The 13417-nt window shown below is 69.3% G+C and carries 13 protein-coding genes; 5 read left to right on the forward strand and 8 right to left on the reverse strand.

Annotation, left to right across the window (positions count from 1 at the left end; genetic code table 11):
* Positions 1–128 precede the first annotated feature (128 nt).
* The gene (locus tag SROT_RS13350) at positions 129–1805 is read right to left on the reverse strand and encodes a phospho-sugar mutase (protein ID WP_013139550.1); all 1677 of its coding nucleotides are present in this window, start codon (positions 1803–1805) and stop codon (positions 129–131) included.
* 17 nt (positions 1806–1822) lie between these two features.
* On the reverse strand, positions 1823–2641 hold the full coding sequence (locus SROT_RS13355; RefSeq protein ID WP_013139551.1) for a purine-nucleoside phosphorylase: 819 nt from the start codon (positions 2639–2641) through the stop codon (positions 1823–1825).
* 56 nt (positions 2642–2697) lie between these two features.
* On the opposite strand from SROT_RS13355, the gene SROT_RS13360 reads away from it, so the two are divergent.
* From SROT_RS13360 to SROT_RS13370, 3 genes are read left to right on the forward strand one after another with little or no spacing between them, the layout of a single operon-like run.
* Positions 2698–3948 carry an amidohydrolase gene (locus SROT_RS13360; RefSeq protein ID WP_013139552.1) on the forward strand — a complete coding sequence of 417 codons (1251 nt, stop codon included), beginning with the start codon at positions 2698–2700 and terminating at the stop codon, positions 3946–3948.
* Positions 3945–4919, forward strand: coding sequence for a 2-phospho-L-lactate transferase (cofD, locus tag SROT_RS13365; RefSeq protein WP_013139553.1), 975 nt, complete (start codon positions 3945–3947; stop codon positions 4917–4919). Before SROT_RS13360 ends, cofD begins: the two co-directional genes overlap by 4 nt.
* Positions 4916–6253: a coenzyme F420-0:L-glutamate ligase gene (locus tag SROT_RS13370; protein ID WP_013139554.1), complete on the forward strand. Its 1338-nt coding sequence runs from the start codon at positions 4916–4918 to the stop codon at positions 6251–6253. The genes cofD and SROT_RS13370 overlap by 4 nt, the downstream gene beginning before the upstream one ends.
* Positions 6254–6326: 73 nt before the next feature.
* Here SROT_RS13370 and SROT_RS17305 read toward each other — a convergent pair whose 3' ends face one another.
* The 5 genes from SROT_RS17305 to rfbD all read right to left on the reverse strand — a co-directional run bounded on the left by SROT_RS17305 (position 6327) and on the right by rfbD (position 9962).
* On the reverse strand, positions 6327–6461 hold the full coding sequence (locus SROT_RS17305) for a hypothetical protein (RefSeq protein ID WP_281042096.1): 135 nt from the start codon (positions 6459–6461) through the stop codon (positions 6327–6329).
* A 122-nt stretch (positions 6462–6583) separates the two neighbouring features.
* Positions 6584–6766 (reverse strand): hypothetical protein, encoded by a 183-nt coding sequence (locus SROT_RS13375; protein ID WP_013139555.1) that lies wholly within the window; start codon positions 6764–6766, stop codon positions 6584–6586.
* Between the two features lie 260 nt (positions 6767–7026).
* Entirely contained in the window at positions 7027–8127 is a 1101-nt protein-coding gene (gene manB, locus SROT_RS13380; RefSeq protein WP_013139556.1) for a mannose-1-phosphate guanylyltransferase, read from the reverse strand.
* A gap of 27 nt (positions 8128–8154) precedes the next feature.
* Positions 8155–9078 carry a glycosyltransferase family 2 protein gene (locus SROT_RS13385; protein ID WP_013139557.1) on the reverse strand — a complete coding sequence of 308 codons (924 nt, stop codon included), beginning with the start codon at positions 9076–9078 and terminating at the stop codon, positions 8155–8157.
* Positions 9075–9962: a dTDP-4-dehydrorhamnose reductase gene (gene rfbD / locus SROT_RS13390; RefSeq protein WP_483475655.1), complete on the reverse strand. Its 888-nt coding sequence runs from the start codon at positions 9960–9962 to the stop codon at positions 9075–9077. The genes SROT_RS13385 and rfbD overlap by 4 nt, the downstream gene beginning before the upstream one ends.
* 40 nt (positions 9963–10002) lie before the next feature.
* Between rfbD and SROT_RS13395 the strand changes: the two genes are divergently transcribed.
* The gene (locus SROT_RS13395) at positions 10003–11535 is read left to right on the forward strand and encodes an LCP family protein (RefSeq protein ID WP_245535306.1); all 1533 of its coding nucleotides are present in this window, start codon (positions 10003–10005) and stop codon (positions 11533–11535) included.
* Positions 11536–11560: 25 nt separating this feature from the next.
* Positions 11561–12334: a hypothetical protein gene (locus tag SROT_RS13400; protein ID WP_013139560.1), complete on the forward strand. Its 774-nt coding sequence runs from the start codon at positions 11561–11563 to the stop codon at positions 12332–12334.
* 9 nt (positions 12335–12343) lie between these two features.
* Here SROT_RS13400 and SROT_RS13405 read toward each other — a convergent pair whose 3' ends face one another.
* On the reverse strand, positions 12344–13240 hold the full coding sequence (locus SROT_RS13405; protein WP_013139561.1) for a TIGR01777 family oxidoreductase: 897 nt from the start codon (positions 13238–13240) through the stop codon (positions 12344–12346).
* Positions 13241–13417: the final 177 nt, after the last annotated feature.

The raw sequence follows: 13417 nt of genomic DNA on the forward strand, positions 1-13417 counted from the left end.
TCAGCGGCACGCCCGTCGTCCTCTGGGTCCGACGGGACCGTCCTGCCGTGAGCGCTTCCCCTCAAAAATTTGAAAGGCCCTCGTGAGAGGGGTTTCTGGCACGCGAAGTCACCGCCGAAGCGGTGCGCTCACGAGTTTAACAGGGAATGCGCCCAATCCGCCAATCCGTCCAACTGCCGCTCAGCGGCAGCCCGAGCCCCTGGCAGGGCGGCCGCGTCCGGGACCGGCTCGGTCGCTTCGAGGTAGATCTTCAGCTTCGGCTCCGTGCCGGAAGGGCGGACCACCACGCGCAGGCTGTCGCTGGTCATGACCACCGCGTCCGTGCTCGGCCCGCGCGCTGGCCGAGCGAGGTCTTCGAATCGGGCAGGCTCGCCCCGCAGCTCGGCCGGCGGTTCGGCGCGCAACTTCGCCATGGCCGCCGAAATGCCGCCGAGATGGGGGAACCGCAAGGAAACCTGCCTGGTCGCGTACACCCCGAGCTCCACGGCGTACTCGTCGAGGACCTGTTGGACGGTGCGCCCCCGCGCCTTGAGGTCCGCGACGAGGTCGGCCGCGAGCACCGCCGCGCTGATCCCGTCCTTGTCGCGCACCGCGTCAGGGTCCACACAATGCCCGATGGCCTCCTCGTACGCGTACACAAGGGTTCCCGGCAGCCCCTCACCCGCGCGGACCAGCCATTTGAACCCGGTCAAGGTGCGCACGTGCCGGGTGAGCCGCGCTTCGGCGAGGGCTTGCAGCTGGCGCGAGGAGACGACGGTGCTCGCGGTGATCGGGTCTTCCGTGGGCGAATTGTCCAGGACCCAGCCGCCGAGGAGGACGCCCGCCTCGTCCCCGGTGAGCATCCGCCAGCCGCCGTCTGAGGGCACGCCGAGCGCGAGGCGGTCCGCGTCCGGGTCCAACGCCACGGCCAGATCCGCGCCCACACGCGCGGCCAATGCCAGCAGGAGGTCCGTCGCGCCAGGCTCCTCCGGATTCGGGAAGGGCGCCGTCGGGAAGTCGGGGTCCGGCTCGAACTGCTCCGCGACCACATGCACGTCCTCGAACCCGGCCCTGCGCAGCGCTTCGACTGCGATGTTCCCGCCGACGCCGTGCATCGGCGTCAACGCGATCCGCGCGGCGCGGGCGCTGCTGTGCCCGACGGCGCCCACCCGGTCGAGATACGTCTGCACGGCGTCGTCGACATGCGGTTTCGGCACGAGGGCGCTGCGCGGAACCTGGTTGGCCGGAGCAGTCGCCGCAAGAGCCGCCTCGATCTCCCGGTCCAACGGCGGCAAAAGTTGCGCGCCGTCGCTCACATAGACTTTGTAGCCGTTGTCCTGCGGCGGATTGTGGCTCGCGGTGATCTGCACGCCTGCCGCCGCGCACCACCATTTCACAATGAAGGCGGTGACCGGGGTCGGCAGGCTGCTCGGCAGCGCGAGCACGTCGAAGCCCGCAGCGGCGAACACCTCCGCTGCCGCTTGGGCGAATTGCGCGGAACGGTGGCGCGCGTCGCAGCCCACCACGACCGTCTCCCCCTGCAACCCCTGCTCGACGAGCCAATCGGCGAGGCCCCGACTGGCTCGGACGACCACGGCGAGGTTCATCCCGTTCGGCCCGGCGCGCATCTGCCCGCGCAAACCCGCCGTGCCGAAGGCAAGCGGGGCGGCGAACCGGTCCGCCAGCTCGTCCCATGCCTGCGCGGCGAGCAACGCGCGCAGCTCGTCGCGGTCCCCCGGATCTGGGTCGGCTTCAATCCAAGCCTCGACCTGGGCGGCGAGCTCGCGGACAGCTCCGGCCAGCGGCGCTCCTCGCTGTTCGCCCATAGCCGCGCGATCCTGCGTCATAGCCTGGAGATAATCGTGCGCAGCAGGCCCCCGACCCTGGTCGCGGCCAGATGCCCCTCTTCGAGCACTTCGGCATGGTTCAACGACTTCCCCGCGAGCCCTGCGGCGATGTTGGTCACCAATGACACGCCAAGCACTTCCAAGCCCGCCGCCCGCGCGGCGATGGTCTCGTGGACCGTGGACATGCCCACAAGGTCGGCTCCCAGCACCTGCAGCGACCTGACCTCGGCGGGAGTCTCGTAATGCGGCCCAGGCAGGCCCGCGTACACGCCTTCGGCCAAGCTCGGGTCCACCTCGCGGGCGAGCGCCCGCAGCCTGGGCGAGTACGCGTCGGTGAGGTCGACGAACTTCGGGCCTCGCAACGGCGAGCGGGCAGTGAGGTTGAGATGGTCGCTGATGAGCACGGGTTGTCCCACCCGGTACTGCGGGCTCAGGCCGCCCGCCGCGTTCGTCAGGATCACGGTGCGCGCCCCCGCCGCCGCCGCGACCCGCACACCGTGGACGACATAGGCGAGGTCATGGCCCTCGTACGCGTGTGTGCGCCCCACCAGGGCGAGGACGCGTTGGGCTCCGACCGGGATGGACAAGGCGAGGCCCTGGTGGCCGGAGACCCCTGGTGCGAGAAAGCCCGGCAGCTCGGCCATCGGCGCCACCGAACTCGGCTCCCCGAGCCGGTCCACGGCCGGGGCCCAACCAGAACCGAGCACCACGGCGACCGAATGGCTCGCCACCCCCGTGCGTTTGGCGAGCTCGTCAGCCGCGATCTGCGCCGCCTGCTCGGGGTTCTCGAGGACGTGCGCCGTCTCCACAGTCATGCGAGGCAGCGTACCTTGCCCTGCAATAAGCGCGCCTGCTTGTTCCTCAGGGCGCCATGCCTCGTCGCAAATTCCAGTACAGTGTCCAGGTGACGTTGACCCAGCCCGCCATCGGAGGTTCTGCGCCGCTGTCGTGGCAGCTGGACTCGTGGCTGGCGGCGCGCGGCGAGGACTTGGTCCGGTGGCGGAGGCAATTGCACGAGCACCCGGAGCTCTCCCGCCATGAGCATGCGACCACCGCCTTCCTCGAAGGCCAACTGCGCGCGTTGGGGCTGGCCCCGAAGCGGTTGCCCGTCGGCGTCGGTTTGGTGTGCGACATCGGGCCGGAGTCCGCCAGGGGCCGCGTCGCGTTGCGCGCCGACCTGGACGCGCTGCCGGTCGCGGAGGCCACCGGCCTCGACTTCGCCTCGCGCGTCGACGGGGTCAGCCACGCGTGCGGCCACGACCTGCACGCTGCGATCCTGCTCGGAGTCGCGGCGTTCCTCGCCGCGCAGCCGGACCTGCCGATCGGAGTCCGGCTGATCTTCCAGCCCGCCGAGGAAGTCATGCCCGGCGGAGCGCTCGACGTCGTCGCGGCGGGCGGGCTTGCCGGGGTGGAGCGGATCTTCGCCGTGCATTGCGACCCGCATCTGCAAGTCGGCAAAATCGGCCTGAAAGAGGGCGCGATCACCTCTGCGGCGGACACTGTGCACCTCACGCTCGAATCCCCGGGCGGGCACACCTCCCGGCCGCATCTGACCGGCGACCTCGTCTACGCCTTGGGCGCAGTGGTCACCGGCTTGCCCGGCTTGCTGAGCAGGCGGGCAGATCCGCGCACCGGCACCGTCGTCACATTCGGCTCCGCGCACGCCGGATCGGCCCCCAACGCCATCCCGCAGACCGGGGAGCTCAAAGGCACCGCGCGAACCAGCGACTACCGGATGTGGCTGCACATGGAACCGCTGATCGCCGAGCTTGTCCGGGACCTGCTCGCGCCGCTCGGCGTGCGCCACCGCCTGCGCTACCAGCGGGGCGTGCCGCCGGTGGTGAACGACGCGGCCTGCACCGCGTTGTTCGCGGCGGCGGCCGGGCGGCTCGGCGACGACGCGCTCGCGGAGACGGCGCAATCCGGCGGCGGCGAAGACTTCTCCTGGTACCTGCAAGAAGCACCGGGCGCAATGGCAAGGCTCGGGGTCTGGTCGGGCGATGGGCCGCAATGCGACATCCACCAGCCCGACTTCGTCGCGGACGAGCGCGCGCTCGCCGTGGGCGTGCGGCTCTTCGCCGAGCTGGTCTGGGAAGCAGCGAAAGCCCTCGGGCCCGCATGACCGTCAAGGTGACTGTCCTCGCCGGCGGAGTCGGCGGCGCCAAATTCCTGCTCGGCCTGCGCCGCCTGTTGGAGCAGACAAGCCCTGGCGCGGAGATCGCCGCAGTGGTGAACATCGGCGACGACGCGTGGATGCACGGTTTGAAAATCTGCCCGGACCTCGACTCGTGCATGTACACGCTCGGCGGCGCGGTGGACGCCGAGCGGGGCTGGGGCCAGCGCGACGAGACGTACAGCGCGTGGGAAGAGCTGAAAGCCTACGGCGTGGAGCCGACTTGGTTCACGCTCGGCGACCGCGACATCGGCACGCATCTCGTGCGCTCCCAAATGCTCGCCGCCGGATACCCGCTCACCGACGTCACCGAGGCGCTCTGCGCACGCTGGCAGCCCCGAGTCCGCCTTCTGCCAGTCTCCGACGACCGCAGTGAAACGCATGTCGTCATCACTGACCCTGTTTCCGAGGAACGCACAGCGATCCACTTCCAAGAGTGGTGGGTCAAGCATCGCGCGAAAGCCCCAGCGCACAGTTTCGCTTTTCTCGGCTCCGAGAAAGCGAAACCGACCCCGCAGGCGCTCGCCGCCATCGCGGAGGCGGACGCGGTGCTCCTCGCCCCGTCGAACCCTGTGGTGTCGATCGGAGCCCTGCTCGCGATCCCTGGGATCCGCGCGGCACTGCGCGAGACCAAGGCGCGCGTCGTCGGCCTTTCGCCGATCATCGACGGCAAACCGTTGCGCGGCATGGCCGATGCGTGCCTCGCCGCCATCGGCGTGGAAAGCTCGGCCGAAGCGGTCGGCTCGTGGTACGGCGCGCGGTTGGACACCGGCATCTTGGACGGTTGGCTCGTGCACGAGAGCGACCAGGCGCTCATCCCCGGAGTGCGCTCGCTCGCCGTGCCGCTCTTGATGAACGGCCCCGACGCGACCGCCGCCATGGCCCGTCGCGCGCTGGAACTTGCCGGAGTGGCGCTATGACCACAGACCACGCCGCGCCGGGACTGTCCATTTTCCCTGTCGCCGGGTTGCCGGAATTCGCCGCCGGCGACGACGTCGCCGCGGCCATTGTGGACGCGGTCGCGCTGCGGGACGGCGACGTGCTCGTCGTGACGTCGAAAATCATCTCCAAAGCGGAGGGGAAAATCGTCCCGGCCCCGGAAGACCCGCAGGAGCGCGACGCGCTTCGCCGGGAGCTCGTCCTCCAAGAAGCCCGGCGCGTGATCGCGCAGCGCAACCGCACCCTCATCACGGAGAACCGGCTCGGGATCGTGGCAGCCGCCTCGGGCGTGGACAACTCGAACTTGCCGCGCAACGAGCTGGCCCTGCTGCCCGAAAACCCCGACAGCAGCGCTCAGCGGCTCCGCGAGCGGGTGCGAGAGCTCGCTGGGGCGCGGATCGCGGTCATCATCACCGACACGATGGGCAGGGCGTGGCGGATCGGGCAGACCGACGCGGCAATCGGGACGGCCGGGCTCACGGTCCTGCACCGGTACGGCGGGACGTTCGACGCGCACGGCAACGAGCTGCACGTCACCGAAGTCGCCATCGCCGACGAGCTCGCCGCCGCCGCCGACCTCGTCAAAGGCAAACTCGGCGGGGTGCCTGTCGCCGTGGTCCGGGGCTTGCAACCGCAAGACGACGGCTCCACGGCGCAAGATTTGCTCCGCCCAGTCGAAGAGGACCTGTTCAGTCTTGGCGTGGATGAGGCAGTGTCGCAGGGGCGGCGGGAGGCAGTGCCCGCGCGGCGCTCCGTGCGGCGCTTCTCGCCCGAACCGGTGGAACCGGAAGAGGTCCGCGCGGCAATCGGGGACGCGCTCACCGCCCCCGCCCCGCACCACACGCATCCGGTGCGGTTCGTGTGGCTGCGGGACAAGGTGGTCCGAGAGCGGCTTCTGGCCCGGATGCGGGCGGCCTGGCGGGCTGATCTGGAATCGGACCTTTTCACGCCCGAACAGGTCGAACGACGGCTCGCGAAGGGGGACATCCTCTTTGACGCCCCGGAAGTCGTCGTGCCCTTCCTCGTCCCCGAGGGCGCGCACACGTACCGCGACGAGCGGCGCAATGCGTGCGAGCGCACGATGTTCCTGGTCGCGGGCGGCGCGGCGGTGCAGGGCCTTCTCGTCGCGCTCGCCGCGCGGGATCTCGGCAGCTGCTGGATCGGATCGACCATTTTCAGCGCCGACATTGTGCGCGAGGAACTGGGCCTCGACGCGAGCTGGTCCCCCCTCGGCGCGGTGGCCATTGGCCGGCCTGCCCAGCCCCCGGAGCCGAGGCCGCCGTGGGACATGGAGCCGTATCTGCTGGAACGCTAAGAAAGGCCTTGGAGCTGTGCACAGCTCCAAGGCCTTTCTTAGCGTGACTTTCGCCGTCGGCGACGGCGGGCGGTCAGCGACGGCGCGGCAGCACCGAAATCGGCGACTGCAACGCCATGGACCACGCGCGTTCCCTCGGGGTCAGGTGGGTCGCGATCCGAGCCCAACGGCGCATGCCGCTCATACGATGAGACCGAACAACAGCCATAAGCGCTCCTTTCACACTGCTTTTCAGCGCTTGGACCACCATCATGCAAGAACAACGTTCAGGAATCAAGGGCCAAACAGAGGATGAATGAAAGATGAACGAAATCTTGACAAACGAAACCCTCAGTTTCGGCGCGGGGTCGCGTTCGTGGGCTTGACCACAGCGAGGGGCGTCTGCATGGCCCTGGCGAAGGCCCGCTCCTGCGCGCTCATGCCCGCGGCGGCGCGCAACCACCGTGCTGAGCGGCGGCAGCGGTCCGTGAAAGCGTGCTCGAAAAGAGTCGGCGTGTGGTGAAGAAAAGCCATGGCCTGCTCCTGAGAAGAGAGGCGGCATGCCCGCTGGGCGTAAGGGCTCTATCAGCTCAGCGCGAGCGGCGGACAGACCGGAGGTGGACGGATGTGATCGCTGTCGAGACCTGTCTATGACTCGAACTGCTCATCGTCACCACCTCCTTGGGCTCGGGCGCGTCGCGCACGGGGAACGTGTCCATAGTGAACCCGAAAGCCCAGCCTGTCAAGGCAATCGTGACGAGCCATACGCCGCCGGCGACGCCCGTCGAAAGGACTCAGACGTCGGAGGAGAACCGCAATCCCCCGTCGGGAAGCGCCACCCCCGGCCAAACCCGAGCGCCCGAAAGCAACTCGCACCGCGCGCCGATCTGCGCGCCGTCGCCGACCACAGCGTCACGGATCAGCGCACGAGGGCCGACATGCACGCCAAAGCCGAGGATCGAGCGCTCCACGACAGCCCCAGCCTCGACCTTCGCCCCGTCGAAGACCACCGCGCCGTCCAATCGCGCCCCGGCTCCGATCTCCACGCCGCGGCCAAGCGCCGTGCCGCCGATGACCAGCGCGCCCGGAGCGACCGACGTCCCCTCGGGGATGAGGGCCTCGCCCCGCTGGCCGCCGAGCACTGGGGAGGGCGCGATGCCGCGCACCAAGTCCGCCGAACCGCGCACAAAGTCCTCAGGCACCCCCATGTCGCGCCAGTAGCCGTTGTCGACGTGGCCGTACACCTTGCCCTTGGCGACAAGGCCAGGGAACACTTCGCGCTCGACCGACACCGCGCGCCCGGCGGGGATCGACTCGATCACCTCGCGTTTGAACACGTAACAGCCCGCGTTGATCTGGTCGGTCGGCGGCGCCTCGGTTTTCTCCAGGAACGCCTGCACTTTGCCGTCGCCGTCGGTGACCACACACCCGTAGGCCCTCGGATCGAGCACCCGGCTGAGCAGCAAGGTCACATCGGCGTCCGCCTCCTGGTGACGGTGCACCAGCGCCGTCAAATCCGCACCGGAGAGCACGTCCCCGTTGAAGACCAGCACCGTCGGCGCGTCGAGCGACTCGAAGGCGTTGCGCAGGCCGCCGCCCGTGCCAAGAGGCTCGGCCTCGCTCACGTAGGTGAGCTCAAGGCCCAGTTTGGAGCCATCGCCGAAGTGGTCGTGGAACGCGTCGGCCTTGTACGAGGTGCCGATGACCACCCGAGTCACGCCGATCTCGGCGATCCGGCTCAAAAGATGGCTCAAAAACGGGACGCCCGCCGTGTGCAGCATCGGCTTCGGCGATGTGAGCGTGAGCGGGCGCAACCGAGTGCCCATGCCTCCGGCCAAGACCACAGCCTGAACCTCGTCATGTCCCCATCGCCGATCGGCGCGCTGGTCGTTCATGCCTGCACCTTCTTCACTGTTTGTGCTTCACTGTTCTTGCGCCGCCGCGCGTCGGGCGATCACAACCTTGGCCCGCAACCCTAGACCAAAACGCACCGCGAACCGCACAGGAGCCTGCCACCAGGCCGCGTGCCGGTCGGCGAAAAACCGATAGGCGCTGTCGTGGTGCGCGCGCAGCATCCGCGCCGGATGCCGTTTCGTGGCGTGCCCTTGGGCGTGGACCACTCGCGCGCTCGGCACATACACGTTCGCCCACCCGGCCTTGGCCAGCCGGTCGCCGAGATCGACGTCCTCCAAGTACATGAAATACCGCTCGTCGAAGCCGCCGACCTCGTCGAACGCGGATTTGCGCAGCAGCAGGCACGCGCCGGAGAGCCACCCCGCCTCGCGTTCGGCCAACTCCTCGTCCCGGCGCAAATACCGCCTCGTCCACGGGTTGCGCGGCCACACGCCGACGAGAACCGCGTGCATCGCGCCAAGGAACAACGTCGGCACCGCCCGCGCCGAAGGGTAGGGCGAACCGTCCGGCTCGCGGATAAGCGGCCCGAAAGCCCCTGCTCGCGGCCATCGTCGCGCGGCGTCGACAAGCGCGTCGACGCTGCCTTGCCCCCAGACCACGTCCGGGTTCGCCACGAGGTAGAACTCCACCTCGCCCGCACGCTCGCGGGCCGTGGCCGCGCCGAGGTTCGCCCCCCTGCCAAAGCCCAAGTTCTCACCGGATTCGACGAGCACGACGTTCGGGTGTTTGGCGGCCGCGGCCTGCGGCGCCCCGTCCACAGAACCGTTGTCCACGACCACCACCAGCGGCTGCGCTTTCGTCGCCGACGCAAGGCTGGCCAGGAATTCCTCAAGGTGCTCGCCCGGCGAGTAGGTCACTGTGACAACCGCCAACGTTGTGCCGGCGAACTGCGGCGCTGCCGGAGCCTCGTCCACGCCCGCGCCCCCCGTCATCCGTGCCGCAGCGCGTCGCGCAACGCGTCTCGCCAAGCTCGGGGCGGACGCAGACCGCGCTGCATCCAGGACGCGACCGACAAGACCGAGTACGGCGGCCGCGCCGCCGGGCGCTCCAGCTCCCAGCTCATGCACGGGCGCACCAAGTCAGGGTCGGCCCCCAGCTCCTCGAACACGGCGCGCGCAAGATCGTGCCTGCTGCACCCGCCGGTGTTGCTGAACTGCAAAAGGCCGCCTTCACCGCCCTGCCACGCCAGCTCCAAAAGCCCGTAGGCGAGATCGACGCAGCGCGTCGGCGAGCCCACCTGGTCGGTCACCGCGCGCATCGCCGAGCCGCTCTCCGCCTGCTCGCGGGCCGTGGAGACAAAATCCCTGCCGTGGCGCTCGCCGGTGTAGACCCAGCTGGTGCGCACCACGACGCTGCGCGGGTTGTGCTGGAAGGCGAGACGTTCGCCCGCGAGTTTGCTCTCCCCGTACACCTGAATCGGCCGAGGCTCGTCGTCCGCCTCATAGGGCCGGGCGAGCCGCGCCGAGAACCAGCCCTCCTCTTGCCCGGCGAAGACATAGTCGGTCGAAACGTGGATGAACCTCGCGCCGACCCGCGCGCAGGCCCTGGCGAGGTTGCCCACCGCCTCGGCGTTGATCCGGTGCGCGCCCTCAGGGTCGGCCTCGGCGGCGTCCACCTGGGTCTGGGCCGCGCAGTTGACGACCACGTCCCCCGGCCGCAACGTTTCGGCCACCGCGCCCTCGTCGCAGATGTCGAGCTGCGCGCGCGAGAGGCCCACCACGTTGTACCTGTGCTCGGCGGCGATCTGAACGACTCTGGAACCGACCTGCCCGCCAGCGCCAGTGACCACCAAGCGTTCGACGCGCGCGTTCAATATCTCGTCCCTAGCTCCACAGCACGCTAGCCTAGTCCATGCAATGAGCGAGGTTACGAGGAAGTTGTCCAACACGCCCCCGGGGTCGCGGGCGGGCGCGCGCCCAGGCGGCGCCAGCGGCAAGGCTCCGGCGCGCGCGCGGCGCGACCCAGTCACCAGGCCGAAAGTGATCGCCACCGTCTGCTCGCTCATGGCGCTCACCCTCACCGGCGCCGCGTGGAACTACTACCAAAAAGCCGACTCCCTCACGAAGTTCGACCTCAGCGACAGCCTCGCCCAAGCCGACGACGGCGCGCAAGACATCCTGCTCGTCGGCGTCGACAGCCGCACCGACGCGGCGGGCAACCCGCTCACCCAGGAAATGCGCGACAAACTCCACGCGGGCGGCGAAGAAGAGAACGGGACGATCAACACCGACACGATCATCCTGGTGCGCATCCCCGACTCCGGCACGTCCGCGACGGCCGTCTCCATCCCCCGCGACTCGTTCGTCAAAGCACCCGGACTCGGCCAGGTGAAGATCAACTCGGTGTACGGCTCCACAAAAGAAGCCGCCCGCCTGCAACTCGTGCAGTCCGGGGTGAACGACGCGGAGGCCGACCGGCGTTCCACCCTCGCCGCGCGCAAAGCGCTCTTCCAGGCGGTCCAAGACCTCACTGGCGTCTCCATCGACCACATGGCGGAAATCGGCATCCTCGGCTTCGTCGAATTCACCGACGCCCTCGGCGGCGTCGACGTCTGCTTGAACAACCCGGTGGACGAGCCGCTGTCCGGGGCGAACTTCCCCGCCGGGCGCCAGACGCTCGACGGGGCGGGGGCGCTCGCCTTCGTCCGCCAACGCCACGACCTCCCCCGGGGCGACCTCGACCGGATCGTCCGCCAACAGGTGTTCATGGCCTCCTTGGCCCGCAAAGCCCTCTCGGGCAAATTCCTGCGCGACCCAGGCAAGATCAACCAGATCATCGCGGCTTTGAAAATGTCCGTCGCCATCGACGACAAATGGAACATCATGGACTTCGCTTCGAAGCTCAGCGACCTGACCGGCGGAAAAGTGCGCTTCGAGACCATGCCCGTGGTCGACCCCGACGGGCAGACCCCCGGCGGGCAGAGCGTGGTGATCGTCGATCCGAAGTCCGTGCAAGCGTACTTCCAAGGCTTGCTCAAAGAACCGCAACAAGAACCTCCGTCCGCCCAGCCGCAAGAGACTGTGGACGTGGAGAACGCGAGCAACATCCCCGGACTCGCGCAGAAAATAGCGGCGAGCCTCGGCGAAGCCGGCGTCAACACCGGCGATGTCGGCGAATACACCGGGCCCAAACCCGAGACCAGCGCGGTCTTCGCCCGTTCGACGGACGACGCGGCGCTCTCGCAGCTTTCCGGCGCAGTGGGCCAGCTGCCCGTGCAGGTGGACAGCTCATTGCCCGCCGGGCATGTGCGGCTCGTCCTCGCGGGCGATTCCGCGACCACGATCACGGTGCGAACCCCCGAACCGAATCCGCAGCCCGAGGACAGCGGCCCGCCCGACGCGAACCATCCCATCAACGCGTCGGCTGGGGACATCCGCTGTGTGAACTGAGCGAACTCCGCATTACCCTGATGGGATGTTCCTCACACCGAAGATCTCTGATCAGGCCCTGGCGCAGGCGCTCAGCTGGGTGGTCGCCGTGGCGGTCCCTTTGCTCGACGGAGTGGCCGAAACCGACCCTTTGCATCTGAAGCAGCGCGAACCCGGCGGCGAAGGCTCGTCGAGGGTGAGCGGCGCCATCGACCGGGCGGCGTCTTTCGTGCAGGCGCGAGAGCTGCCTGGCACGGCGGGCTGGGAGTCGAAGCCCGCGCATGAGCGCAGCCGGTGGTGGGCCAAGAAGATCGGACCGATCGGCTCCGCGGTGGCGAGCGCGCCCGGAGTGTTCGGCGCGCTGTCTGACCGGTTCCCCGTCCAGGACGCGTTCGGTTTCGCGACGCAGGCGGTGACGTTGTGCGCGGTGGCCCGCGAACACGGGGTGCGTGACCGCGAGGACCTTGTTCGGATGTTGGCCGAGGTGCTCTGCGGGCGCACGCTCGACACGGCGGCGCTCGCCGCGCCCGAGGAGCCTGCCCCTTTCCGGCACAAGGACGAGGGCACGTCGCTGCCGTCGTGGACGAGGCTGGTGCGCGGGCTGTGGCGGATCACGCAGATCGTCCGATCAGTCAGCTCCGAGCTGGAAAAACGACCTCGCGGCTCCTCGTTCTACCGGCTTTTGGGCAAGCTTCCCGTCGTGGGCGCGGTCGGCGACTTTCTGCACGAGACCGGCGGGGTGCGACGAGCCGTGGAGGAGGGCGAACGCTGGCTCCGACAGGGCGGGCAGCCCGCGCGGGGCGCTCGGCGCGGGCGCTGAGCGGCGGGGCTATCCGAGCAAGTCGTCGAGCGCTGGACCGAGCGTCGGGAATCGGAATGGGAATCCTGCTTGCGTCAGCCGTTCCGGCACGCCGCGCCTGCCGCTGAGCGCGAGCGCGGGGTCCGTCCGCAACAGAGGCGCGGCGAGCCGCACTGCGAAGGCGGGCGACGGCGGAGCCCAAGGGCGGTGCAGCGCGCGGCGCAGCTCTGCCATGAACTCCGCGTTGCGGACCGGGTTCGGGGCAGTGGCGTGGACGAGTCCTTGGACTTTGCCGTCGAGGGCGAAACGCGCGATCGCGAGCCAATCCGCGATGTGGACCCAACTGAACCATTGCTTGCCCGAGCCGACTTTGCCGCCGAGGCCGAACCGGGCGAGGGCGGCCAATTTGTCCAATGCGGGCGATCCGGCCGCGAGCACGATGCTGGTGCGCAGGATCGCTTTCGAGCCCGCGACCGCGCCTTCGGACGCCGCTTCCCACGGCAGCGCCACCCCGGTCATCTGCGGCAAGCCTTCCCGGACCGGGGTGTCTTCGGTGAGCTCGGCGTCGCCCGCGTCGCCGTAAATCGCGAGCGTTGAGCCTTGCAGCCACACTGAGATCGGTTGCTCGAGCTGCTGGGAGGCCGCCACGAGCGCCTGCGTGGGGCGCACCCGGGAGTCGGTGAGCAGTTGGATGTTTTTCTTCGTGGGCGGGCGGTCCACGATCTCTCCGGCGAGGTTCACCAGGGCGGCTCCGGAAAGCTCGGCCGCCCAGGGGCCGACGTTGCGCCCGTCCCACTGGACCTGCCGATGCGCGGCGGCGGGTTTCGGCGAGCGGGTGAGCACGACGACCTCGTGCCCTCTGCCGGCGAGGTCGTCGGCGAGCCGCGACCCGAGCGCTCCTGTTCCGCCTGCGATCACAACCTTCATAGAGGGCAGCGTAGTCCCCGTCGTTTGGCGACGACGAGATGAGATTGGTACACTTAGGCTAGCCTTGGCTAATGCCACGCGGCGGCCTGGGGACCAGGCTGCCGCGGGCTCTGGCTCGCGCGAAGCCGGACGGGCCGGATCGGGCCTGCTCGACGCACGGGAAGCCCGAGGTCACAC

Origin of the sequence: Segniliparus rotundus DSM 44985 (genome assembly GCF_000092825.1) — a bacterium.
In the GTDB taxonomy this organism is placed as follows: Bacteria; Actinomycetota; Actinomycetes; order Mycobacteriales; family Mycobacteriaceae; genus Segniliparus; species Segniliparus rotundus.

Coding starts and splice junctions, on each gene's coding strand:
- SROT_RS13350 (WP_013139550.1), bottom strand. CDS start 1,805: ATGGGCGAACAGCGAGGAGCGCCGCTGGCCGGAGCTGTCCGCGAGCTC.
- SROT_RS13355 (WP_013139551.1), bottom strand. CDS start 2,641: ATGACTGTGGAGACGGCGCACGTCCTCGAGAACCCCGAGCAGGCGGCG.
- SROT_RS13360 (WP_013139552.1), top strand. CDS start 2,698: ATGCCTCGTCGCAAATTCCAGTACAGTGTCCAGGTGACGTTGACCCAG.
- cofD (WP_013139553.1), top strand. CDS start 3,945: ATGACCGTCAAGGTGACTGTCCTCGCCGGCGGAGTCGGCGGCGCCAAA.
- SROT_RS13370 (WP_013139554.1), top strand. CDS start 4,916: ATGACCACAGACCACGCCGCGCCGGGACTGTCCATTTTCCCTGTCGCC.
- SROT_RS17305 (WP_281042096.1), bottom strand. CDS start 6,461: ATGGCTGTTGTTCGGTCTCATCGTATGAGCGGCATGCGCCGTTGGGCT.
- SROT_RS13375 (WP_013139555.1), bottom strand. CDS start 6,766: ATGGCTTTTCTTCACCACACGCCGACTCTTTTCGAGCACGCTTTCACG.
- manB (WP_013139556.1), bottom strand. CDS start 8,127: ATGAACGACCAGCGCGCCGATCGGCGATGGGGACATGACGAGGTTCAG.
- SROT_RS13385 (WP_013139557.1), bottom strand. CDS start 9,078: ATGACGGGGGGCGCGGGCGTGGACGAGGCTCCGGCAGCGCCGCAGTTC.
- SROT_RS13395 (WP_245535306.1), top strand. CDS start 10,003: ATGAGCGAGGTTACGAGGAAGTTGTCCAACACGCCCCCGGGGTCGCGG.
- SROT_RS13400 (WP_013139560.1), top strand. CDS start 11,561: ATGTTCCTCACACCGAAGATCTCTGATCAGGCCCTGGCGCAGGCGCTC.
- SROT_RS13405 (WP_013139561.1), bottom strand. CDS start 13,240: ATGAAGGTTGTGATCGCAGGCGGAACAGGAGCGCTCGGGTCGCGGCTC.